This window comes from Patiriisocius sp. Uisw_017 (genome assembly GCF_047731265.1).
Classification (GTDB): domain Bacteria; phylum Bacteroidota; class Bacteroidia; order Flavobacteriales; family Flavobacteriaceae; genus Patiriisocius.
Window position 1 is genome coordinate 2587904 of sequence record NZ_CP159835.1, and the last position, 24357, is coordinate 2612260.

Annotated in this window: 24 protein-coding genes; 16 read left to right on the plus strand and 8 right to left on the minus strand. The window is 35.0% G+C overall.

The annotated features are described in order from the left end of the window. Window positions 1-220 precede the first annotated feature (220 nt). From ABXT67_RS11790 to ABXT67_RS11815, 6 genes are all read left to right on the plus strand, one after another. Window positions 221-403: a hypothetical protein gene (locus tag ABXT67_RS11790; protein WP_415374244.1), complete on the plus strand. Its 183-nt coding sequence runs from the start codon at window positions 221-223 to the stop codon at window positions 401-403. A gap of 296 nt (window positions 404-699) precedes the next feature. Continuing rightward, window positions 700-843, plus strand: coding sequence for a hypothetical protein (locus ABXT67_RS11795; RefSeq protein WP_415374245.1), 144 nt, complete (start codon window positions 700-702; stop codon window positions 841-843). A gap of 165 nt (window positions 844-1008) precedes the next feature. Continuing rightward, the gene (locus tag ABXT67_RS11800; RefSeq protein ID WP_415374246.1) at window positions 1009-1962 is read left to right on the plus strand and encodes an NAD(P)-dependent alcohol dehydrogenase; all 954 of its coding nucleotides are present in this window, start codon (window positions 1009-1011) and stop codon (window positions 1960-1962) included. 416 nt (window positions 1963-2378) lie between these two features. Next, entirely contained in the window at window positions 2379-2825 is a 447-nt protein-coding gene (locus ABXT67_RS11805; RefSeq protein WP_415374247.1) for a hypothetical protein, read from the plus strand. 568 nt (window positions 2826-3393) lie between these two features. Continuing rightward, on the plus strand, window positions 3394-4029 hold the full coding sequence (locus ABXT67_RS11810; protein WP_415374248.1) for an NAD(P)H-dependent oxidoreductase: 636 nt from the start codon (window positions 3394-3396) through the stop codon (window positions 4027-4029). 114 nt (window positions 4030-4143) lie between these two features. After that, window positions 4144-4548 (plus strand): DegT/DnrJ/EryC1/StrS family aminotransferase, encoded by a 405-nt coding sequence (locus tag ABXT67_RS11815; RefSeq protein ID WP_415374249.1) that lies wholly within the window; start codon window positions 4144-4146, stop codon window positions 4546-4548. 48 nt (window positions 4549-4596) lie between these two features. On the opposite strand, the gene ribB is transcribed toward ABXT67_RS11815, so the two are convergent. Beyond that, a complete protein-coding gene (gene ribB / locus ABXT67_RS11820; RefSeq protein ID WP_415374250.1) occupies window positions 4597-5745 on the minus strand; it encodes a 3,4-dihydroxy-2-butanone-4-phosphate synthase in 1149 nt (382 codons plus the stop codon). Window positions 5746-6211: 466 nt separating this feature from the next. Here ribB and ABXT67_RS11825 point away from each other — a divergent pair, with 466 nt between their 5' ends. Continuing rightward, window positions 6212-6316 (plus strand): hypothetical protein, encoded by a 105-nt coding sequence (locus ABXT67_RS11825; protein WP_415374251.1) that lies wholly within the window; start codon window positions 6212-6214, stop codon window positions 6314-6316. A 142-nt stretch (window positions 6317-6458) separates the two neighbouring features. Here the strand turns inward: ABXT67_RS11825 and ABXT67_RS11830 are convergent, their stop codons facing one another. Genes ABXT67_RS11830 through ABXT67_RS11840 form a run of 3 tightly spaced genes read right to left on the minus strand, consistent with a single transcriptional unit; the run spans window position 6459 to window position 11148 of the window. After that, a complete protein-coding gene (locus ABXT67_RS11830; protein WP_415374252.1) occupies window positions 6459-8054 on the minus strand; it encodes an LptF/LptG family permease in 1596 nt (531 codons plus the stop codon). A 48-nt stretch (window positions 8055-8102) separates the two neighbouring features. After that, a complete protein-coding gene (locus tag ABXT67_RS11835; protein WP_415374253.1) occupies window positions 8103-8753 on the minus strand; it encodes a LolA family protein in 651 nt (216 codons plus the stop codon). Window positions 8754-8763: 10 nt separating this feature from the next. Further along, window positions 8764-11148 (minus strand): DNA translocase FtsK 4TM domain-containing protein, encoded by a 2385-nt coding sequence (locus ABXT67_RS11840; RefSeq protein ID WP_415374254.1) that lies wholly within the window; start codon window positions 11146-11148, stop codon window positions 8764-8766. Between the two features lie 136 nt (window positions 11149-11284). Between ABXT67_RS11840 and ABXT67_RS11845 the strand changes: the two genes are divergently transcribed. Continuing rightward, a complete protein-coding gene (locus ABXT67_RS11845; RefSeq protein ID WP_415374255.1) occupies window positions 11285-11428 on the plus strand; it encodes a hypothetical protein in 144 nt (47 codons plus the stop codon). A gap of 343 nt (window positions 11429-11771) precedes the next feature. On the opposite strand, the gene ABXT67_RS11850 is transcribed toward ABXT67_RS11845, so the two are convergent. The 4 genes from ABXT67_RS11850 to ABXT67_RS11865 all read right to left on the minus strand — a co-directional run bounded on the left by ABXT67_RS11850 (window position 11772) and on the right by ABXT67_RS11865 (window position 15653). Further along, complete coding sequence (locus tag ABXT67_RS11850; RefSeq protein WP_415374256.1) at window positions 11772-12131, minus strand: diacylglycerol kinase family protein; 360 nt, start codon at window positions 12129-12131, stop codon at window positions 11772-11774. A 105-nt stretch (window positions 12132-12236) separates the two neighbouring features. Next, window positions 12237-12737 (minus strand): thiol peroxidase, encoded by a 501-nt coding sequence (gene tpx, locus ABXT67_RS11855; RefSeq protein WP_415374257.1) that lies wholly within the window; start codon window positions 12735-12737, stop codon window positions 12237-12239. A 92-nt stretch (window positions 12738-12829) separates the two neighbouring features. Beyond that, window positions 12830-14332 carry a Na+/H+ antiporter NhaC gene (gene nhaC, locus ABXT67_RS11860; protein ID WP_415374258.1) on the minus strand — a complete coding sequence of 501 codons (1503 nt, stop codon included), beginning with the start codon at window positions 14330-14332 and terminating at the stop codon, window positions 12830-12832. Between the two features lie 112 nt (window positions 14333-14444). Further along, the gene (locus ABXT67_RS11865; RefSeq protein WP_415374259.1) at window positions 14445-15653 is read right to left on the minus strand and encodes an aminotransferase class I/II-fold pyridoxal phosphate-dependent enzyme; all 1209 of its coding nucleotides are present in this window, start codon (window positions 15651-15653) and stop codon (window positions 14445-14447) included. A 162-nt stretch (window positions 15654-15815) separates the two neighbouring features. Here ABXT67_RS11865 and ABXT67_RS11870 point away from each other — a divergent pair, with 162 nt between their 5' ends. From ABXT67_RS11870 to tilS, 8 genes are all read left to right on the plus strand, one after another. Then, window positions 15816-16277 (plus strand): Lrp/AsnC family transcriptional regulator, encoded by a 462-nt coding sequence (locus ABXT67_RS11870; protein ID WP_415374260.1) that lies wholly within the window; start codon window positions 15816-15818, stop codon window positions 16275-16277. Between the two features lies 1 nt (window position 16278). Next, window positions 16279-16911: a CPBP family intramembrane glutamic endopeptidase gene (locus tag ABXT67_RS11875; protein ID WP_415374261.1), complete on the plus strand. Its 633-nt coding sequence runs from the start codon at window positions 16279-16281 to the stop codon at window positions 16909-16911. A 30-nt stretch (window positions 16912-16941) separates the two neighbouring features. Continuing rightward, window positions 16942-18519, plus strand: coding sequence for a S41 family peptidase (locus ABXT67_RS11880; protein ID WP_415374262.1), 1578 nt, complete (start codon window positions 16942-16944; stop codon window positions 18517-18519). Between the two features lie 142 nt (window positions 18520-18661). Continuing rightward, a complete protein-coding gene (lpdA, locus tag ABXT67_RS11885) occupies window positions 18662-20062 on the plus strand; it encodes a dihydrolipoyl dehydrogenase (protein ID WP_415374263.1) in 1401 nt (466 codons plus the stop codon). 176 nt (window positions 20063-20238) lie between these two features. After that, the gene (locus ABXT67_RS11890; RefSeq protein WP_415374264.1) at window positions 20239-21531 is read left to right on the plus strand and encodes an anthranilate synthase component I family protein; all 1293 of its coding nucleotides are present in this window, start codon (window positions 20239-20241) and stop codon (window positions 21529-21531) included. Window positions 21532-21646: 115 nt separating this feature from the next. Next, window positions 21647-22345 (plus strand): fumarate hydratase, encoded by a 699-nt coding sequence (locus ABXT67_RS11895; RefSeq protein ID WP_415374265.1) that lies wholly within the window; start codon window positions 21647-21649, stop codon window positions 22343-22345. Then, window positions 22342-23049, plus strand: coding sequence for a DUF3307 domain-containing protein (locus tag ABXT67_RS11900; protein WP_415374266.1), 708 nt, complete (start codon window positions 22342-22344; stop codon window positions 23047-23049). The genes ABXT67_RS11895 and ABXT67_RS11900 overlap by 4 nt, the downstream gene beginning before the upstream one ends. Further along, window positions 23046-24356 carry a tRNA lysidine(34) synthetase TilS gene (tilS, locus tag ABXT67_RS11905; RefSeq protein ID WP_415374267.1) on the plus strand — a complete coding sequence of 437 codons (1311 nt, stop codon included), beginning with the start codon at window positions 23046-23048 and terminating at the stop codon, window positions 24354-24356. The genes ABXT67_RS11900 and tilS overlap by 4 nt, the downstream gene beginning before the upstream one ends. The last annotated feature ends 1 nt before the right edge of the window (window position 24357 follow it).

Below are 24357 nucleotides of genomic sequence, written 5' to 3' on the forward strand. Positions count from 1 at the left end.
TGCATTATTGGTATCTTCTTGATTACATCTAGTTTCGGGCAAACCCAATGGATTAAGATGGATGGAGAAATGTGTCAATTTACTGGGTATATGCCTAACACAATAAACAAAGAACACCTGTAGCTTTAGTCCTAAATTTTTATGGTTCTGGGGTGTTGTCTTTAGCGCATATGCGCTATACAGAAATGAATATAAAGGCAGATGAAAACAATTTTATATTGTGTGTCTGCAAGGAAAAAAGAAAGACTGTAATGTTGGTTTTGGAAGGGATTATGACAAAGGTTCTAAAGATGTTGAGTTTATTCGCCAATTGATAGAAAAGATCGTGAAAAATTACACGATAGCTGCCAATTCAATTTTTGCTACGGGACTTTCTATTGGAGGTTTTTTACCCATAGATTGACAATAGAAATGCCAGAAGTTTTGCGGCTATTGCTTCCGTTGGTGCTCCAATTCCTAATAAAGTGCAAAAAAAGGCATACTTATAAACAGAAAATTTCAGTTTTATTAGTACCTGGTGATGCTGATGGGATTGTTAAATATGTTGGTAAAAAAGATGCTTATAATTCGGCTGAAGAAACAATTAAGTACTGGAAAAAGTATAATAAGAGTACTTTAGAGGTTAGCAAAGAGATAAACACAAAATAAGATTAAACTTCGGTAAACATAGCCAAGTATAAAGGTATTAAGGGTGATGTTTTGATTAAAATTGAGAATGGAGGTCATACTGGGCTAAGAGCTAAAGATTTTAACCTTGGTTTTGCTTTAGGAAAAACAACGCACGATATCTCGTTTAATGATGTGATGTGGGCGTTGTTTATTACTAACCGAAAAAATAATTAGTCCAAACCAATATATCGCAACATTAGAAAAATAGCGATCTCTTTTAGTATGCTAAAACATTTAAAGAGGAATACCTTCTAATCTAGTCTGCTAAAAAAGAAACTTGATTGTTGTAATATTTTCTTATTAGCGGTTACTAACTATAGTATAAATACCAATATAAAAATGAAAGCCTCGACACGAAGAAGATATGGTTCACCAAATCAGATAAAGATTGAAAATATTCAAAAACCGATACCAAAGGAGAATGAGGTGTTAATTAAAGTTCACGCAACTACGGTCAACAGAACAGATTGCGCAAACCTTACCGCCAAACCTTTTATTATGAGGTTTGTTTTAGGGTTTTTTAAACCAAGAAAAATAATAGTAGGGATAGATTTTGCAGGTGAAGTAATAGCAACAGGAAATAATGTTAAGTCATTTAGTATGGGGGATAGAGTTTTTGGTTTTAATGACACGGGAGCCGAATCACAAGCGGAATACACCACCACCACAGAAGAAAATGTATTTCTTATTCCAGATAAAATAAATTATAAAAGTGCAGCTGCAAGCTTAGAAGGTGCTCATTATGCGTATACTTTCATTCATAAAGTAAATATCCAACCCAATCAAAAAATTCTAATTAATGGAGCAACTGGTGGCATTGGCTCTGCGCTATTACAATTTGTACGACAATATGGTGTCAAAATAACAGCAACCTGCAATACTAAAAACATCAAGCTAATACAATCTTTAGGAGCTGATAAAATTTATGATTATACCAAAGAAGACTTCACAGATGATACTGATACATATGACTTTATATTTGACGCCGTAGGCAAAAGTACATTTGGAAAATGCAAGCCATTATTGAAAGAAAAAGGAATTTACATATCTTCAGAACTGGGCCCTTATTCCCAAAATATTTTTTATTCCATATTCACATCAGGTTTAGGTAAAAAAGTGATCTTTCCCGTACCACATAGCAAGCAGAAAACGATTCCTTATATTAGTAATCTTTTGGAGAATGGAAAATACAAGCCCGTAATAGATCGAGAATATACCATAGAAGATTTGGCTAAAGCCTACGAATATGTAAGTAGTGGAGAAAAAACAGGGAGTGTAATTGTAAATATTTAAAACGCGAATCTTAAGCGATTAATACATAGATTAATTTAATTTTTAGGTAAATCCGACAAAATAAAAACGTTTATTAAATCAGAAACAGGAAAAAAAGAAATTTTTGAACTTTACGAAAAAAAATTAGCGCAATTAAATACCTTACTAAAGTAGCTAAAACAAGTTACGGATATATTAACATTATTATAACGGGTAATTCTTCTAACCCGCTAATCATTATAGCACACGGATCAAATGGTTGTGCTCCCATTGCTTTAGAAACCTATAAAAATGTACATAAAGAATATTAAGTTTTTGCCGTTGATGTAATTGCTCAACCTAACAAAAGCAAAGAAATAAGACCAAGTATGAAAGATGAATCCTATGGAAAGTGGATGCATGAAATCATCGATACGCTTTAGCTTAAAAATGTAACTATGGCAAGTTTTTCATTTGGGGGCTTAATTATATTAAAAACATTAGAATACAGAGAGGAAAGAATTAAAGAAGTATTTCTTTCCGCCCCAGCCCACATTGTAAATGGGAATCCGCTAAAGCTTTTGTTTAAAGTATTTATACCAACGAAAAGGTTTATAAAAACTCATAAGAGGAAGTATGTAGAAACATTTTTAAGTACACTTTTTACAGAACGTGATGAATTTGCAGTTGAATATCTTTCAAGAGTTTTTCGATGTTTTAATATGGATTTCACTCCAGTTCCTGTAATCAATAAAAATAAGGCGCAACTCATAAAAACACCTAACACATTAATAGCCGCAAAAGACGATATTATGTTTCCTGGAGTAAAAATGATCAAACGCGCTCATAAAATATTTCCATCGACTAAGACAACAGTACTTCTTGAAAATTCTAAGCACGTGTAGAGTCGTTCGGATAATGTAAAAATTGAGATATTGATATTGAAAAAACCTATTTAGAAGAGGATTTGATTCAAGTTAAAGTTATGTTTTCTATCTCTTTGAATGCAGGTTATAGGTATTTGTTTAATAAACATTATTCAATTATAGGGATTCGTTTTTTATCAGCTCTCACCGCTACAAATGTAAAATAACCAGGTGCCGCTTTGCTGCTGTTACAATACAACTGGTTCTGCCTACTTTTTTAACAGGTGCCAACAATACTAGAATCTTAAGTGCAGATAGGACAGGTAAAGACTATTTTGTCTGTAGATACAATTACTATTTTTTGATGGCTAAAGTGAGGAACAAATAAAACTAGCCTCCTTCATTAGGTGCAACGCGGTGCCTTTAAAAAGGGTGTCGTAATGATTGTTAGTATTAGGGAATACCGCATTAATGATTCTCGTTTCGCCTCGGTTTTTTAAGATTTCTAGTTTTTACATAGGATGGAAATAGCGCCAATTTATCTTTGCTTGTTTGTTCTTTGATTTCATAAGGAATCGCTAATTTTGCAAATTAAAATATACTTTAAATGAGTTCAAAAGTTATACAAAGTTTAGAGTGGCGCTATGCCACTAAAAAGTTTAATGCTGCTAAAAGGCTTTCGGCAGAAAAACTAGAAATACTTAAAAAAGCCTTTAATCTTACGGCTACTTCATATGGTCTTCAACCGTTGAAAATGGTTGTTATTTCAGATAGTGATACCAAGCAAAAACTAGTTCCTATCACAATGAATCAAGCGCAGGTTGTAGATTGCTCGCATGTGCTTGTGCTTTGTACAGAAACTAAAGTTACTTCAGCATATATCAAAGAATATTTTGATAGCGTAGAGAATATTCGAAATACGCCAAGAGAAATTTTACATTCATTTGAAACTTTTTTGACTTCTGAATTTGCTCAAAAAGATTCATTAGAAATTGAAACTTGGACGGCGAAACAAGCCTATATCGCAATGGGTAATTTATTAACGGTGTGCGCACTTGAAAAAATAGACGCCTGTCCCATCGAAGGTTTTGAAGCCGAATCGTATAATGAGTTTCTGGGATTAAAAGAACTAGATTTAAAGTCGGTTTTAGTATTAGCAGTTGGATATCGTGCAGAAGATGACATGTTTTCGACTATGAAAAAGGTACGTAGGGGAGTGGAGAAAGTGGTAATTGAAAAATAAAGTTATTTTTTATATAAGGGATGTTAGGATTTGAAGTATTTGGTAAAGCAGAACCTAAGCAAGTAAAATGATGTTTTAGAAAACAGTGTTTTAAGGCGCTATGGTTATGATTGGATGCACAATGGTCATTGGGAAGCGAAAGAATTTGAAGCCGCTTTTGCAAGCAGATTGCAAACCAAGCACTGTCAACTTGTTTCTAGCGGCACAGCTGCCCTTAAAGCAGCACTCGCTGAGGCAGGAATAGGAGCAGGGGATGAGGTGATGATGCCCACATTTACTTTTTTGGCTAGTTTTGAATCTAGATTAATGTTGGGTGCAATCCCTGTTTTAGTAAATATAGAGGACACCTTAGGATTGGATCCCGCAGAAGTTGAATCAGCAATCACACCCAATATAAAATGTATTGTGCCCGTTCATATGAGTCGTTCTATATCACATTTAGCAGCGCTTAAAAAACAGGAGATGCCCACAATTACTTTTGCTAGCAGATACACGTCAAGTTATTGGAGGTGCTTTTAAAGGGAAGCCTCTAGTAAGGATAGGGGATTTAGGATATTTTTCTTTGTTTTAATACCCCACATAGTCAATAATCTCCAATCCATACCCAATCATTCCCACACGTTTGGCGTGTTCAGAATTTGAGACCAATCTTATTTTATGGATGTTGAGGTCGTGTAATATTTGAGCGCCAATCCCGAAATCTTTTGTATCCATAGGAATAGAAGGTGCTTTGGCAATTTCGTTTTCTTTTTGACTTTCTTTAAGCAGTCTTAATCTTGCTAGTAAATTAAACGATTGGCTTTGTTGGTTTATGAATACCAATGCCCCTTTGCCTTCATCGGTAATTACTTTGAACATATCGTCCAATTTTTTATCGGCATTGTTGGTGAGGGTTCCTAAAATGTCATTGTTTACCAAGGTAGAATTTACACGCACCATAACCGATTCATTTTCGCTCCAACTTCCTTTTGTTAAAGCAATATGAATTTGGTCGTTTGTGGTTTGTTTATAGGCTTTGAGTCTAAATTCACCATATTTTGTATTGATACTAAAGTCTTCTTTCTTTTCGATTAAAGAATCGTGTTCCATTCTGTAGGCAACTAATGCTTCAATAGAAACGAGCTTTAAATCAAATTTTTGTGCTACTTCATAGAGATGTGGCAACCTTGCCATGGTACCATCTTCGTTCATAATTTCTACAATAACGCCTGCTGGTTTTAATCCGGCAAGTCGCGCAAAGTCAATAGCAGCTTCTGTGTGCCCTGTTCTGCGAAGTACACCACCATCTTTTGCTTTTAGCGGAAAAATATGACCAGGACGGCTCATATCATAGGGTTTGGTGTTTGTATCGATCAACGCAGCTACGGTCTTAGCACGATCGCTGGCCGAAATGCCAGTAGTAACACCATTTCCTTTTAAATCTACCGAAATGGTAAATGCGGTTTCCATAGGATCTGTGTTGTTACCCACCATCATTTCTAGTTGTAACTCCTTACAGCGGGTTTCGGTTATTGGAGCGCAGATAAGTCCTCTCCCGTGGGTTGCCATAAAATTAATGATCTCTGGGGTAATGGTTTCAGCGGCAGCCAGGAAATCGCCTTCATTTTCACGGTCTTCATCATCAACGACAATGATTACTTTGCCGTTTTTGATGTCTTCAATGGCTTCTTCAATAGTATTTAATTTTATTTGAATACCGTTATGTGTGGTGGTCATAGCTTCGTTTTAGAAACGCAAAGATACTTAAAGGAAGATGATATCGAAATCGAAATCTAAACTGAAAAAAAACTTAAATATGAAATTAATACGGAATATTAAAAGCGGATAAAAGTTTTGAAATTTTATGGGATAATTTTTAATTTTTGCGCTATTTTTTTGAAGCTAACAGGCAATAAAACCTACATTTAGTTTTGTGAATATTTGTTTGTTTTACAATTACAAAGTGCGCCGAGAATATTTAATATTTGTTTGGCTACATTCACTAATGACTGAAAATTAAATTACTACAAAAGTAATAGCACTTGTATTGCATAGAAAACGAGGACAGGGCCTTTTGAAAAGTGCATATCAACAATGGCTATATTATAAAATTCATACTTCGCGATTACCCGTGGTTAACAAAAAACTGATGTGACTTATTTATGAAGAAGTTAAATTAAACTGCGGCCATAGAATAGACTTGTTGTTAGAAGATAAATTGGTGATTGAAGTTAAAAGTGTGTATGCGCTCAATGATATATTTTTATATGGCACAAACACTTTGCTATATGACACTTGGAAATTATAGATTGCGGCTGCTTGTAAACTTCAACGTCGCCTTATTAGAAACTGGAATAAAAGAGTTATCGATGGAAAGGCTTCTTAGTTTTTGCGCTGGGATCTCTGTAAAAATATCCGAGTAGTTTGTGTTTAAAACGCGTACTCTTAGGCTAAAGATTTTCTAAATCATATCCCTTTTTCTCTAATTCCTGTCGTGCTGCTTGAACGACCTCTTTAGAGTTATTTGTGCCTTCGCCTGTTTTTACAATATTTTTTAATTGTTCATCATTTCGAGAAAGAACAAGTGCTTTTTCCTGTTGCGTTAATAACAATGCATTTTCACCATCCACAATAGCAGCATCTGTAGTTTTCTTTCCAAATAAACGTGCAATGCGTTGGAAAAATGTATCCATATCAAATATACCTTGATCGGTAGTTGCACGGTAGGTAAGCCATACACTCAAGGGCAGCATTATAAGCGTGCTCATTAAGGAAGCTGTAAATGGGTGTAGTGTGCCGTCTTCTGCGCTATTCTTCGCGAAAATTCCTATAAAATGATACGTTAAAAACAAAAGTATAGCAACGACCATAGGCAATCCCATGCCTCCTTTACGAATTATAGCTCCAAGAGGTGCCCCAATAAAAAAGAGGATGACACAAGCAATAGGTAAAACGTATTTATCGTGCAATGACATCTCAAATTTATTGAGTCGTTTTGTTTTTATCTTGAATTCGGTTTTTTTAGCATCGATGCTTTGTACAGTTCCTTTTGCGTCGTTTAGTGCTCTTTTTACAATATCAAATTGTGATTTAGGTTTAAATACATCTAGAAAATTTGTTATTGTATCGGGCAGGGGCTTGCCAATGACTTTGTTGTCTATAATTTTTGAAATACCACTGCGGTAATAGGTAATGTTATTAAATGATTGTATGTCTTTTGAATAACTCTGAGAGAGGGAGTCTATTTCAACAAATAGCTCATTCATTTTAAACATGTTCTGATTGCTCAAATCGTTTTCTTTGTCTATGTCTGTGTTGTTTAAAGCCGTAAGGTCTATGTTGATAGTGTATTCATTAAAATAAGTTTTTACAAAAGGCATTCGTCTTTGTTTCTTAATATCTTTTTCTTGAATTTCTTCATACCTATAGCCGTTGCAGAGAATAAGAGAAAGTGTGTTGCTTCCTTCCTCGCTGGCCAGCTCTCCACTTTCGGCAATGGTAACAATATAATTTCCTCCTGGTTTTACTGGGTTTTTTTCGTGGATGATAACGTCCCGTAAAAATTCTTCACGATCACCATATTTTTCGGTAACTTTAATATTGATACTTTCTCCACCTTCGCCAATTTCGCTAAACTGTCCTTCAGCAATTACCATAGACGGGCTTAATTGCGCAATATTACGACGCAAATTTTGCCACTTATACTCTGAATAGGGGATTACATTATTGACGAATAAAAAAGCTACAGCAGATAAGCCTAAAATAAAAAACATCAAACTTCTCATCGCTCTTTGCAATGAAATACCGGTAGATTTCATTGCCGCAAATTCATAATTTTCAGAAAAGCTTCCAAAAACCATTAAGGAGGTTACTAAAATAGTAAGCGGAAGTACTAGCGGGATAAGTCGCGGAGAGACAAACCAAAGAAATTTCATTACAATCCAAAAATCCAAATCTTTTCCTGCTAATTCGCTAATGTACAACCAGATTGTTTGCAGTACAAAAATGAACATCAAAATAATGAAGACGCTAAAAAACGTCTTCATATAAGTAATGAGTATATATTTATCTAGGATTTTCAAACCTCGCTTTAATTAGTCGAGTTTGTTGATGTAATAGCCATCTTCAGTGTATTTTGCTTCATCGAAGGTAAACATATTTTTAGACAACGTCTGGTTGGTTTTAAAACGTTGCACAGTCAATGTATATTTTGTTCCTTTACTATCTGTCTGGATTAATTTGTAGATATGTTTTGTCTGCTTGTCTATCCCTAGTAGGATATTTTTAATTTCAGCATTATTATCTATAGGCGATAATTTAACAAACTGAACCTTTCTACCATTAACATTCTGAACAATATCCATCGCAGCATTGTATCCTTTTTCATAAAAAGTCAACATTTTTGAGGGTGTTACATCTTTGTCATCTTGGGCATTAAAGGTTGAGATGGTAACCTCTTCATCTTCGGGAACAATAGTAAAGATTTTTTCACCATCAAAAATTCTAGTAATGCCTAACATATTCAAGAGGTATTTATCTCCTTTTAGGGTTACATCTCCTCGTGTATCCTGATTTACACCTTCTTTTGCGTTATTAAGATTGTATTTAAAATCTATAGAAATATTATCGTAGTTGCGAACTTTTGAAGAAACTTCGTTGAGCAATTTTCTTGCCTCTTGGGCAATACCTGTAGTGCATCCAAAAATAACCAATGCAATACCTAGTGTTTTCTGTATGTTTTTCATTTTAAAAATACTAATTTTCATCATTTAGTAATTGATTGAGCGCCTCTAATGTAGGCACTAATACTTGCCTAGCTTTACTTCCTTCAAACTGCCCAACGACTCCAGCGGCTTCTAATTGATCAATAATTCTTCCTGCTCTATTGTATCCTAGTTTTAATTTACGTTGCAGTAAAGAGGCAGATCCCTGTTGTGCAATCACTAAAACTTCAGCAGCATCTCTAAAGAGCGCGTCCCTTTCGTTCACGTTATTATCAAGATTTGTGCCACCTTCTTCCCCCACATACTCTGGTAAGATATGTGCGTCTGGGTATGCTTTTTGGCTCCCAATAAAGTCTGTAATATCTGCTACTTCTGGAGTGTCGACAAAGGCACATTGTATTCTTACAAGATCATTTCCTTGGGTATAAAGCATATCTCCACGACCAATTAATTGATCTGCTCCACCACTGTCCAAAATGGTTCGAGAATCTATTTTACTGGTTACTCTAAAAGCTATTCTTGCAGGGAAGTTGGCTTTGATAATACCTGTGATAACATTAACACTAGGGCGTTGTGTTGCGACAATTAAATGAATCCCAATGGCACGTGCCAATTGGGCAAGCCTTGCAATAGGAGTTTCTACTTCTTTGCCAGCAGTCATGATCAAATCTGCAAATTCATCAATTACTAATACGATATAGGGTAAAAACTTATGTCCTTCTTCTGGATTTAATTTTCTTGCTTTAAACTTTGTGTTGTATTCTTTAATGTTACGGACGTAGGCGTCTTTGAGTAAGTCATAGCGCTGATCCATTTCAATACATAAAGAATTCAACGTATTAATTACTTTATTGGTGTCTGTAATAATAGCATCTTCGTCGCCCGGTAATTTTGCGAGGAAATGGCGTTCAATTTTATTGAATAATGTAAGTTCTACTTTTTTAGGATCTACAAGCACAAACTTTACTTCGGCTGGATGTTTTTTATACAATAGGGAAGTAAGTATGGCATTAAGACCCACAGATTTTCCTTGGCCTGTTGCACCGGCCATTAACAAGTGTGGCATTTTTGCAAGATCTACCACAAAGGTTTCATTACTAATCGTTTTACCAAGGGCTAAGGGCAGTTCCATTTCTGCTTGCTGAAACTTGGGCGATGCAATCGTGCTTCGCATAGAAACTGTTTTTGGGTTTTTATTAGGCACTTCAATACCAATGGTTCCACGTCCAGGGATAGGGGCAATGATACGAATACCCAATGCCGAAAGTGATAGCGCAATGTCGTCTTCCAAGTTTTTAATTTTTGAAATACGTACTCCAGCTTCCGGTATAATTTCGTAAAGTGTAACCGTAGGGCCAACCGTTGCTTTAATACTATCAATTCCTATTTTATAATTGCTGAGCGTTTCTACAATACGGTTTTTATTTTCTTCTAGCTCCTCTTGATTTATAGTAATTCCTTGGCCAGCAGTATAGTCTTTAAGCAGGTCTATGGTCGGGAAACGGTAGTTGCTTAATTCTAGTGTTGGATCAAATTCTCCAAATTCCTTAACGAGTTTGTTACTCAAATTTTCTGTTACCTCCTCTTCTTCAGAAATGGTTTCCACTTCCATTGCGATATCGTCATCAGAAGATTTTAGAATTATTTTCTTCTCTTTTGGCGTTTCGGTTTTAAACGTTTCATTATCAGAAAGGGGTGTGCTTTTCTTGTCAGAAACAGAAGGTTTTAACACTGTTTCTATTGTATTTATAACTTCGATATTGTTTTCTGCGGAAGGTGTTTCTGAAGAAACTTTAGCTGTGGCAAAATCCTCGTTAATCTCTTTTTTTGTTCTTTGGAGACTTGCTAAAACTTTTTCAGGGGTCATTTTTAATCGCAGTACAGCATATACAATAGCTAAAAACGTCATCACTAAAACAGCCCCAATGAATCCCAAGTAATCTTGAAGAAAATCATTCATTTCAAATCCAATGACCCCACTAAATATCGAGTTTTTCCCGGCAAAGAAACCGAAGAAGATAGACAGCCATATCATTACTAAAATTCCCCAAAACCAAAACTTTTTAAGTTGTGATTTTACATAATCAAAAAACAAATAAACACCTGTTAGACCCACTAAAATCGCAAAAATAAAAGAGGAAATACCAAAACCATCGTAGATAAAAAAGTGACCAATGTTACTTCCAAATTTACTAAGCCAATTTTGTGTTTCTTCGTCGCGACTGGTTAAATCTCCTAAAGTGCTTTGATCAGCTTGCCAATTAAAAAAATAGGAAATAAATGAAAAAAGCAGTGCTATACCCAATAGCAGTAAGAAACTTCCCAGTAATATTTGTTGTTGTTTGGAAAGGGAAAATGATAAAGACTTTTTTGTCTTTTGATTTTTTGAAGCAGATGCTTTCTTTTTTGCAGTCATTAAGGCTATAGGTGTCTAAAAACAAAAGTACAAATTGTTAGCATTTTTGACCCGAATAAAAAAAAATTAAATTTTTTTGATGACATTTTTGAGTCTTCCGATGTATTGGAAAAAAATCGCGGATTAAAATTATTTTATGATGAACACGTTAAAAAAATCATCAATCGCTTTGGTATTAATATGTGGAATGGGCTCTTGTAGTAGTGACGACGAGAACGCAACACTAGCAGCCAATGAAGAGTTGGTTATTGGCCTATGGCAGGTAAAACCTTCAATATAAGATGGAAATCCTATGGTATTAACGTCGTGAGACCTTTTATCTACGATACGACTTACTGACGCAGGAATGTTTACACAAACAATTTACACAGGTGCAAATTGCGAAGTCATTACCTTAAAAACTGCAATATGCAGGATGATCAGCAATAATATTACAGTAAGTTCAGGGAGCTCATCAACCATAGACCAAATAGTAATATTAAATAAACCTAACCTGAGTGTTGAATTTAATTTTTCTGGGGTATTAAAATCGATAATTATATCAAGCAATAAGGGTGTTATTTGAAGAATGCCAATTTAAAAAAAAAGCCAAACTACCGCAGCGTAGTTTGGCTTTTTTGTATTTAAAATTTAGGAATATAAATAATGCAAGCTATAATAACAGCAGCAATTGCCGCAAAGAAAACAGCGCCTGCCGCAATATCTTTTATATAGCCTATTTTAGTATTAAAATCTGGATGTACAAAGTTGGCTATTTCTTCAGCAGCGGTATTTAGTCCTTCCGTAGCCATTACTAAGCCAATTGCAAAAATCTGTAACATCCATTCCGTAGCCGAAATATCAAAAATAAATCCTGCTACTGTTATTCCGATAGCAATGAAGGTTTGTACTTGTATGCTAGGCTCATTTTTTATGAGTTTCCAAGCACCAACAATTGCATATTTGCCTCCTTTAAGTCGTTTTCCTAAAAATGTACTCCACATTATTACTTTGTTTGTGCAAAATGCCCTGGTTCCTGACTTTTAATCAAAACTTTAGGATGCTTATTTTTTGTGATTTTAAAATATTAGGGGCTTGCCCCGAGTATTTTATTTTAGTGCATTTAGCGCAGCTTTATAGTTGGGTTCTTGACCAATTTCTGGAACTTGTTCTGTATAGATTACTTTATTGTTTTCATCAAGTACCATTACTACTCTAGAGTGCAATCCATCAAAAGCCCCCTCCTTAATGTCAAGCCCGTTTTTTTGACCGAAATAACCTGTTTTAAAGTCGCTCAACATTTCTACATTGTTCAGGCCTTCTGCTCCACAAAAACGTGATTGCGCAAAAGGTAAATCCCTTGAGATGCAAAGTACTTTTGTGTTTTCTAGTGAAGAAGCTTCTTCATTAAATTTTCTTGATGATGCTGCACAAACTCCTGTGTCAACACTTGGGAAAATGTTTAGTATTTTTCTGAATCCTTTGTAATCTTTCAGTGTTTTTGTTGAAAGATCGTTTGCTGCAAGTTCAAAATTGGATAAGATAGTTTCAAGATTTGGAAGACTTCCAGATGTTTCAATTGGAGTTCCTCCCAGTGTTATTTTTGCCATAATTCAATGTCTTTTGTTATAAATTCAAAATTAAGTATTCGTTCCTATTTGATGTGGTAAAGATTTCATAAATGTATTTCTGAAATTCAAATTTATTCAGCCATACTTGATTCAGCAAATTCTCCCTTTTTTCTGAGCATCTTGATTTTAATATTAAGTGCAGCAAAAAGTAAGGTTGTAAAAGGACTTAACCAATTAAAAATAGCAAAAGGTAAGTAATCAATTACAGGCACCCCTAGCACACCACTTTGATAAGCGCCACAGGTGTTCCAGGGAATTAGTGCAGAAGTTACAGTGCCAGCATCTTCTAATGTTCTTGATAAATTTTCAGGGGCTAATCCTTTATCAGCAAAAGCTTTGCTGTACATTTTTCCTGGGACAACGATCGCCAAGTATTGGTCGCTAGCAGTTAAATTTAGGGCCAAGCAACTAGCCACCGTACTTGCAAACAAGCCAAAAGTAGTATGAAATAAACTTAATAATGCTCTACTAATACGCGCTAATGCCCCAATGGCGTCCATAATACCACCAAAAACCATCGCACAAATAATAAGCCAGATAGTTCCTAGCATTCCTGACATTCCTTTAGCCGAAAATAGTTCACTAAGTAGCGCATTGTCGGTTGGTATATTTGTTTGCACTGTCATAGCGTTTAAAATACCTTTATAACCATTTATAAAATTTAAAGTTTCTCCACCACTAACGAGTAGTACTAAATCTGGTTGAAAAATAATTGCCGCTACAGCTGCTAACAAAGTGCCTGCTAACAAGGCTATAAGTGGTGGTGTTTTTTTGATAATGAGTGCAATGACAATAATTGGTACTGTAAATAGCCAAGGGGTAATGGTAAACGTTTGATCGATGGAATTTAATATTATGTTTGTATCAGCCGCGCCTTTAGGGTCTAGTGTAAAACCAATAATAATAAACGTGATTAATGTTACTGTAATAGTAGGGATTGTTGTAATAGTCATATACTTTATGTGCGTAAACAAATCAGTCCCAGCCATAGCAGGAGCAAGGTTGGTTGTGTCGCTCATAGGCGAAAGTTTGTCGCCAAAATAAGCGCCAGACAGTACTGCACCAGCAGTCATTCCTAAAGAAACATCTAACACCCCAGCAATACCTATAAGTGCAATACCCACGGTTGCTGATGTCGTCCAGCTACTACCAGTAGCAATGGATATAACTGCACAAATAACCACACAAGCAGCTAGAAAAATAGTAGGATTTAAAATTTGAAGTCCGTAGTAAATCATTGTAGGTATAATACCGCTCAATAGCCACGTTCCTGCGAGGGCACCTACCATTAATAAAATGAGCAATGCTCCTGTGGTACTCTTTACATTTTGAGCTACTTCCTCCAACATTGTCTTATAGGCTACTTTATTAAAAGCGCCTACAATAGCTGCAACGGCTGCACCAATCAATAAAATAAACTGGTTAGAGCCTGATAAGGCATCATCACCAAAAGCGTATACATTAAACGCTAATAAGCCAACTAAAATAAGAACGGGAATAAGAGCTTCCCATATACTTAATTCTATGTTTTCAACAATATTCTCATTATTAGGGTCTTGTGCTTGGTTATTCATTTTTTGTTGATTTTATGAAATGTAATGTTACGATTTTGTTGAGGTTTCTGCAAATGGAAAAAGGCCGCAATACTAATAAAGCGACCTCGTTTACTTAAAATTCGTAATTAATTTACAAAATACCAACCTGCTTCATACAGTCTTTCATCATTCCATACGTTCTTTCAATATCTGCATCCAATCCTATTGAAAAACGAATCAATCCGTCTGTCAAACCCATTTCTGCTTGCTCGTCTTCTGGAATTTCAGAAGAAGTTGAAGTTCCTGGAGCGCTAAATAGGGTCTTATAAAAACCTAAACTTACTGCAAGATAGCCTAAGTTGCGTTCCTGCATTAATTCCATTAGTTCATTGGCCTTATCTAAAGAACCTACATCTAAAGTAAGCATTCCGCCAAAACCATATTGTGTATTCATTTGCTTTTTCATCAATTCGTGACCAGAATGACTTTCTAATCCAGGATAAACAGTTCTAAGTCCATCGGCCTCAAATTTTTGGGCAAGAAATAGTGCATTGAGACTGTGTTGTTGTATTCTAATATGGAGCGTTCGTAAGTTTTTTAGAATACTTGCAGCTCTCAAACTATCCATAGAGGCTCCTAATAACATGCAAGCGCCATCATTGACATTTCTTAAATTATCTATAAGTTCTTGGGTTCCGCATACCACACCGCCCATGGTGTCACTCGCTCCGTTTATAAATTTAGTTAAACTGTGCATCACCACATCGGCGCCCAATTTAATTGGAGAAATGGTTAGAGGAGAAAATGTATTGTCTACCAATAATTGCAAACCGTGTTTTTTAGCAATTTTCGCCAATCCCTCAATATCTGCAATTTCTAAGAGGGGATTGCTTACGCATTCACAAAAAATAATTTTTGTTTCCGGTTTTATGGCAGCTTCAACAGCGTCTAATTTTGTGATGTCCACAAAAGTAGTTTCAATTTGTAAACGTGGCGTAAAATTTTTAAGAAAGGCATACGTTCCGCCGTAAATAGTTCTACTAGAAACCACGTGGTCACCAGATTCACAAAATTGCAGGATCGTTGGTGTGATAGCTCCCATACCACTTGCCGCAACATTAGCGGTTTCGGTTCCTTCCATTGCTGCCAATGCTTCCCCTAAATATAAGTTAGAAGGAGTGGAATGACGAGAATATAAATAACAGCCATCTGCATTGCCCTCAAACGTGTCAAACATTGTTTTTGCCGAAAGAAACGTATAAGTAGAAGAGTCTGAAATAGATGGGTTTACTCCTCCAAATTCACCAAAATACTGTAAATCTTGAATGTTATTTGCTGGTTTAAATTTTGGATCTTTCATAAGTGAATTTTATTATTTTTTATTTAGCCAAAAATACAATAATGTAATTTTTTTATCAATATAAAGTTTGGTATTCAGTCTAATAATCTATTAATTCATTAAAATACCATTTAATAATCCTATCTATTTCAAAAAATAGTACCTTTCAGAAAAATTTTCAGAATGAAACTAGATGCGATCGATAAAAAATTACTTCATTTTCTTCAGCAGGATGCAAAACAGACTAATAAAGAGCTTAGTTCAAAGTTAAATCTTTCGGTTACTGCCGTATATGAAAGGATTAAGAAGTTAGAGCGCAATGGTATAGTTAAATCTTATGTTGCTTTGCTGGATAAGAAGCAATTAGATTTTGGATTTCTTGTTTTTTGTCACGTCAAACTAAATCAACATACCGAGGCAAACATCATCGAGTTTGAAACAGAAGTTTCTGTACTTAATGAGGTGTTAGAATGCTTTCATGTTAGTGGTGATTATGATTATTTATTAAAAGTTGTTGTTAAGGATATGGATGATTTTAGAATATTTATGATTAATAAACTCACTTCATTAAAACATATAGGAAGCACGCAAAGTTCATTTTCTATTAATGAAGTAAAGAATACAACTTCCATTACAATTGAGTAGTATGAATAGAAAATTGATTTTTGAGTTTTTAATACTCTTTGTTGCAGTCCCTGTAAGTCTTGTTTTTGATATGCTAATTTGGTTTAAACTGGCTGCTATTGTGATAGCACTTGTCTATTTAATTATTCAAATGCGAAAGGCGCATAGTGTTACCTTCAGTATTGAAAAAGAAATGGATTGGAAGCTGTTTTGGAAACGAACTATAATTACCTTCGTCCTTATTGCGGTAATTACAATAACATTTGTTTGGTATACCAAGCCTTCAGCTTTATTCCTAATGCCTTTAGCAAAACCTTGGATGTACGTTACTATACTATTCGTGTACTCGTTATTTTCAGTATGGCCTCAAGAAATTGTGTACAGAACGTTCTTTTTTGAACGATATAAGCCTCTATTCAAAAATGAGAAAGTATTAATTTTTGCAAATGCTTTTGTTTTTTCACTAGCGCATTTGTTTTTTAAAAATACGCTAGTGTTGTTGTTGACATTTGTAGGTGGAATCTTGTTCGGCTTCACGTTTTTAAAATTTAAAAGCACCACAGCAGTAACCATAGAGCACGCGGTATATGGCAATTGGTTGTTTACTGTTGGTATGGGCCAAATGTTAGGGTTTCCTGGTATCGAAGGGGTCTAATTTAATTATAAAATAAAAAGAGTTGATTAAATGAAGAGATTTTTAACCATAGTAGTCACTTCTTTTGTTCTTATATCTTGTGGCAGTATCCAGAAATATAACAAAAAGATAACCAGCGAAATTCCAATAGAAGATTTGAGAGCTGACATAGATGATGTCTATTTTCAGTTACAAAAGCACCACCCCAAATTATATCAATACATTTCAAAAGAGCGTCTTGATTTTAAGATCGATAGCGTAAAAAGTTCCATTTATGAACCGCTAAATAGCAAACAATTTTATAAAAAATTGGCGCCCGTAATTAAAACAATAGGGCAGGGACATATTTCTGTAATACCGCCTCAGTTAAAGCAAGAGCGTAGTGTTAGAAAAGAATACCGTGATAAAAAATTTAATTTTAGCACGCTGGATTTCGATTATATTGAACAGCATCTTTTGATAACCGCTGCTAAAGATGTTGACACCTTGTTAATTGGGAGTGAAATAGTTGAAATTAATGAGGAAACCCCTCAACAATTAATAGCCGCTTACAACAAGAATATAGCTTCAGATGGATATAATAAAACCTTGTTTCAAACTTTTGTTGCTTCCCGTTTTCAGCGTTTTTATTATCGAGATAAAGGATTTCAGGATAGTTTGAATGTTACTTTTAAGAATAAAGACTCTGTTTTCTCTAAAGTTTTTAAATGGAAGGAAAAAGAAAAACCTGAAGATAAAATAGTAGATAGTGTTGTAAAAGAAATAAAAATCACAAAAGAGGATCGAAAAATTAAGCGTGAGGAACAAAAGACTAAAAGAAAATTTGATCGAGACCACGGATTGGTCCTTGGGACAGATAAGTACAAGCGAAACTTTAATTTTATAGGAAAAGATAGTACCGTTGCTTATATGAAAATAAGAGGTTTTATAAACGGGCCATTTGAAACATTCTACGAGGAAAGTTTTATGAAAATGGACAGTCTTAAAACAGAAAACTTAATTATCGATTTAAGAGACAATGGTGGCGGACGTATTTCTGAAATAAACGAATTGTATTCTTACTTAATAGATAAAGAATATACCTTTATTAATGAAAGTGAAGTAAATTCTCGAACCCCTATGCTTTCATTTGTTTTAGCAAACGGATCACCAATTCTTTTAAAGGGAATTGGTGTAGTTTTATCTCCTTTTATAGCGGTACACAACCTTATAAAAACTACTAAAAGAGATGATAAGATTTACTACCGTTTTAAGCAATCAAAACCACAACAGCCTAAGGGAAATCCCTATAAAGGCAATATTTATGTACTTATAAATGGTAATTCTTTCTCTGCATCATCTATTATTTCTACGCACTTAAAAGCAACCAATCGTGCGACATTTGTAGGTCAAGAAACGGGAGGTGCCTATAATGGTACTGTAGCGGGAATTTTTAAAAATTATAAATTACCGCATTCAAATATTAGAGTAAATATGGGATTAATGCAAGTGGAAGCTCCCTACAAAATCGAACCTAATGGATATGGTGTGCTACCTGATGTTGAAATTAAATCTTCACTAGTAGATTTTGAGAATAAGAAGGACGCCGCAATTGATTGGGTATTGAATAGCATCGACAAAACGAACTAAAGTAAAGAATACTATTTTATGGTTAGAAGCAATCAAACTTTTAAACCATAAACTTTTAAACTATCTAGACCTATTGTACCTTTGTATTTGTTCTTCGAAATTCTTACAAAAGAGCAAATTTTAATTTAAAAAACACACCACTATGTCAAAATACGATGTTGCAGTAATTGGTTCAGGCCCTGGAGGATATGTAGCTGCCATTCGCTGTGCGCAATTAGGAATGAAAACCGCAATTATTGAAAAATATAACACTTTGGGAGGCACTTGTTTAAACGTAGGCTGTATTCCTAGTAAAGCACTGCTCGATTCTTCGCACCATTATGAGCAGGCTATTAAGCATTTTGAAGAACACGGTATTGATATCCCTGGCGAGGTAAAGATAAATTTTAAAAAGATGATCGAGCGTAAAGCTTCAGTAGTGGATCAAACTACTAAAGGGATCGATTTTTTGATGAATAAAAATAAAATTGACGTGTACACAGGAATGGGGTCTTTTAAAGACGCTACTCACATTGAGATAAAGGGAGAAAAGAACGAAACTATCGAAGCTGCAAATACAATTATAGCTACAGGGAGTAAGCCTGGGACATTACCTTTTATTACATTAGACAAGGAACGCGTGATTACCTCTACGGAAGCATTGAGTTTAACTGAAATCCCAAAGCACATGGTAGTTGTTGGTGGTGGTGTGATTGGTTTAGAATTAGGGCAGGTTTATCGTAGGTTAGGGGCAGAAGTTTCTGTGGTGGAATATATGGATCGTATTATCCCAACTATGGATAAGGCACAGAGCAAAGAACTTACCAAAGTAATGAAGAAACAGGGGGTCAAGTTTTTCCTTTCACATAGAGTTTCTGGAGTAGAGAGGAATGGTAATGAAGTTATTGTTACTGCAACCGATAAAAAAGATAAAGAAGTTACTTTTAGTGGTGATTACTGTCTGGTTTCAGTAGGAAGAAGAGCCTACACAGATGGTTTGAAAGCGGAAAATGCAGGTGTTAAAATTACTGAAAGAGGACAGGTAGAAGTTAACGATCATTTACAATCTAATGTCAAGAATATCTACGCTATTGGAGATGTTGTGAGAGGAGCAATGCTTGCGCATAAAGCGAGCGAAGAAGGTAGTTTTGTTGCTGAAGTAATCGCTGGGCAAAAACCACACATAAATTATAATTTGATTCCTGGTGTTGTTTACACGTGGCCAGAAGTGGCAAGTGTAGGTAAAACTGAAGAACAATTGATAGAAGCAAAAGTTGACTACAAATCTGGACAATTTCCAATGCGTGCTTTAGGAAGAAGTAGGGCTAGTGGTGATACTGATGGTTTTGTAAAAATACTAAGCGACGCTAAAACAGATGAGGTTTTAGGTGCGCACATGGTAGGGGCCAGAGCAGCAGATCTAATTGCTGAAATGGTAGTTGCTATGGAGTTTAGGGCTAGCGCAGAAGATATTGCAAGAATGAGCCATGCGCATCCAACCTATGCGGAGGCTGTTAAAGAAGCAGCACTTGCTGCGACAGATGATAGGGCATTGCATATTTAATACTTGAAACTACGTTAAAATGTAAAAACCAATTTGTAAACTACAGATTGGTTTTTTTCTTTTCAATATATTTGTGGCTAAGAATTTGAAAAGAAAATTGAAATCAAAGACAAGGAAGAAGTTGAATTAATAAAACACTCATTTCTCCGCCATGGCGGACTAGGGGTCAACCATATTTGAAAAGAACTATAACATCAATAAAAGTTAGATTAACGGAAGCTCTCAAACAGCAATTAGTGCAATGGGCGCAACAGTTTGAAGAAGTTGTATGGCTAGACTCCAACGACTATCCTCAAGAGCATAGCTCCTTTAAAGCAGTTTTAGCCGTAGATGCATTTACAGGAATAAAAACAGATTTTAACAATGCTTTTACTGAATTTGATGAATATCAAAAAATCACCAAAGATTGGCTTTTCGGCTACTTTTCCTATGATCTTAAAAATGATATAGAAAATCTTTCGTCTAAAAATTTTGATGGATTGGGTTTTCCAAATTTATATTTTTTTCAGCCTAAGAAAGTTCTTGTCTTCTCAGACGATGAGGTTACGTTTCAATATTTGGCTATGGTGGATGATGAAATTGAAAGTGATTGGAAAGAGATACAAGCAACAGTTTTTGAAAATCAAGATACTGTCAAGGAGGATATTAAAATAAGTCTGCGAACTTCTAAAGACAATTATTTTGAGAAAGTAAATACATTGCTTTCTCATATTGAACGCGGAGACGTTTATGAGGCTAATTTTTGTCAAGAGTTTTATAGTGAAAATGCAATCATTGATCCAGTCCAAACCTTTTTGAGTCTTAATAAAATTTCGATTCCGCCGTTTGCAACATTTATGAAATTACAGGAGTATTTTGTGCTTTCGGCTTCGCCAGAAAGGTATCTCAAGAAAACAGGTCATAAAGTAGTTTCACAGCCTATTAAAGGCACCATGAGGCGTTCTTTAGTAGCGAAAGAAGATAGGGAGTTGGCAGAAAAACTGGTAAACGATCCAAAAGAGCGCAGCGAGAATATAATGATTACAGATCTTGTAAGGAACGATTTGTCTCGTATTGCAGAAAAAGGCACCGTGCAGGTAGAGGAACTTTGTAAAGTATATAGTTTTGAACAAGTGCATCAACTCATTTCGACTATATCCTGCAAAGTTGCAAGCGATGTTTCTCCAGTAACTATTATCAAAAATACATTTCCTATGGGAAGTATGACGGGAGCTCCTAAAGTTCGAGCAATGGAACTTATGGAAGAATTAGAAGATGCTAAAAGAGGCTTGTATAGTGGGGCAGTGGGTTATTTCACTCCGTCTGGAGATTTTGATTTTAATGTTGTAATACGCAGTATTCTCTATAATGCAACTACTAAATATTTGAGTTTCTCGGTAGGAGGAGCTATTACAAATAAGTCCAGTGCTGAGGGCGAGTATGAAGAATGTTTACTCAAAGCAAAAGCAATGCGCCATGTTATTGGATGACCTATGTTGTTTTTGATGCATAAATATTATTTATGCATCAAAAACAACATAAAATATATTTATGTATTCTAATATACATAAATTTACTATGTTTGTGATTAAGTAATTATACTATATGAAAAATTATAGCGCACTAGTGGCAGACATTGTAGGGTCTACTTCTCTTAATGCCAAAGACAAAGTATTACTAGAAAATAGTATACAAACGCTGTTTGTTGATATCTCTAAAGTAGTCCCCAATTATGGGCGACTCATAAAAGGAGATACACTAGAGATGGTCGTCGAAGATCCATCTCAAGGCTTGTCTATTGCATTAGCAATAAAAGCGTTTATCAAAACGCTTCCAATAGATGTAACCAATTATGATAAGAATAAAATAAGGGCAAAACATTTTAAAACACACGGAGTACGACTGGCAATTGGATATGGACCACTTTCTAGGTATGACAAGGGAAAAGGAATAATTGACGGAGAGGCTATTTACCATGCAGGAAGGGCTATTAGCAATATGCATACCTATAACAAAGAGCGAATTGTAATTAAAAACACCTTGTTCTTTGAATCTGCTGACAAAGAATTAAATGTTACTTTACGGCCTATATTTGAACTACTTGATGTGCTTTTATCTAAAGCAACCGAAAAACAAGCAATGGTATTATACCTAAAATTATTAGGGAACACTGAAACAGAAATTTCTAAATTATTAGGCATTGACCAGTCGGTAGTAAATCGTCATTCCACAGCAGTAGGGTGGAACGCAATAGAAACTTCGGTAGGTTATTATAGTACGCTGTTTAATAAGGATAAGGAATGAGTTTTACAACACTTATACTTTTACAATTGCTGGCTCACATACTGGCAGATTACTTTTTACAATCTGATAGAATGGCCATAAGTAAAAATGCGCTTGGATTTAAAAGCAGGTTTTTAGCACTGCATATTGCTATTGTATTTTTTCTTTCATGGGCACTTTCTTTTCAACTCAAATTTATTTTTGCGGCCACAGTTATAGCGTTATTACATTATATAATAGATGGATGTAAACCGTTTATTACAAAATTAAAATATGTAGGAGTCCATTCCTTTTTTATTGATCAAATCGCACACATTGCCGTCCTGTTAATAGTTACTGGTTTGTATGCCAAATATTATGGGATACAATATATCAACGAGTTTCCTGTTTCACCATATATAATAGGGCTCATACTCGCATATTTGTGTTGTTTAAAGCCCGCAAATATTATTATAAGGGAAGTGCTACTAATTTCTAAAATTCAGGTAAATAGCTCAGATGAACTTCCTAACGGCGGAAGAATCATTGGTAATCTAGAGCGATTATTAGTACTCACATTTATACTTGTAAACCATTGGGAAGCAATAGGTTTTTTGATTGCAGCAAAATCAATTTTAAGATATAAAGACACAGACACTTTAAAAACCGAATATGTTCTCATAGGAACGATGCTAAGTTTTGGGATTGCTTTATTTTTGGGGATAGTTGTAAAATTTATACTTTGATTCTAAAACTTTCAGACCATATAAAAGAAAATTTCCCGAACATCCAAGGGAAGAAAATTTTGATCGCTTGCAGTGGTGGTCTTGATAGTATGAGTTTATGGCATGCTTTTAAAGAACTAAATTTTGATATAGGCATAGCGCATTGTAATTTTTCACTACGCGGAAATGAAAGTGACGAAGACCAAAAGTTAGTAGCAGAAAAATCCCAAAAAGACAACACTCCTTTTTTTACTGAAACGTTTAAAACAAAAGAGTACGCTAAAGAGCATAAGCTATCTACCCAAGTAGCAGCGAGGCAACTTCGCTACCTTTGGTTTGAAGAAATTGCGACAAACAACAACTATGATTTAATAGCAACTGCACATCATGGGGATGATGATTTAGAAACATTTTTCATTAATCTTTCAAGAGGTACTGGGTTGAGAGGGCTCACAGGAATCCCTTCAGTAAACAAAAATATCATCAGGCCATTACTTCCATTTTCTCGCAAGGAAATATTGCAATATGCGCAACGCCAAGGAATCTATTGGCGAGAAGACAGCAGCAATATAAAGGAGGAATACCTTCGCAATAAGATACGCTTACAATTGACGCCAGTTTTCAAAGGACTCAACAAAAACCCATTACAGACTTTTCAAAAAACGCAGCAAAATTTAAAAGATACACAGGCATTAATTGAGGATTATTTAGCCATTGTTTATCAGCTAATTATCACTAAAAATCAAGACGGCTATGCCATTGATATAGCAAAGCTGAAAGAATTGCCAAACACTTCAGTATTGCTATTTGAATTGTTATCTCCTTTTGGTTTTTCAGATTTTAAAGCAATAAATGAATTGACCGAAGCACAATCTGGAAAGCAACTATTTTCTGAAACACATCGTTTATTAAAAGACAGGGACTGCCTATTTCTATCAGAAAAAAAAGAAAAACCAACGAATTCTGAATTTTTCATTAAAAAAAATCAAGATGTTGTCAGCAGTCCTATAAAATTGTCTTTTACTCCTAGTACAAAAGTGGGATATATGGATGCTACTGCCATCTTTGTGGATGCAAACAAACTAGAGTATCCTTTAACGATAAGAAAATGGCGTGAGGGTGATGTTTTTAAACCTTTTGGGATGGTTGGAAAAAAGAAAGTTAGCAAGTTTTTTAAAGATGAAAAGTTATCTTTGGCCGAGAAAGAACGAGTTTGGATTTTAGAAAGTGATAATAAAATCGTTTGGATTATCGGGCTCAGAGCAGATAATCGTTTTAAAGTGACCGAAACCACACAGCATATATTAAAAATAAAACGTACCGCGTAAC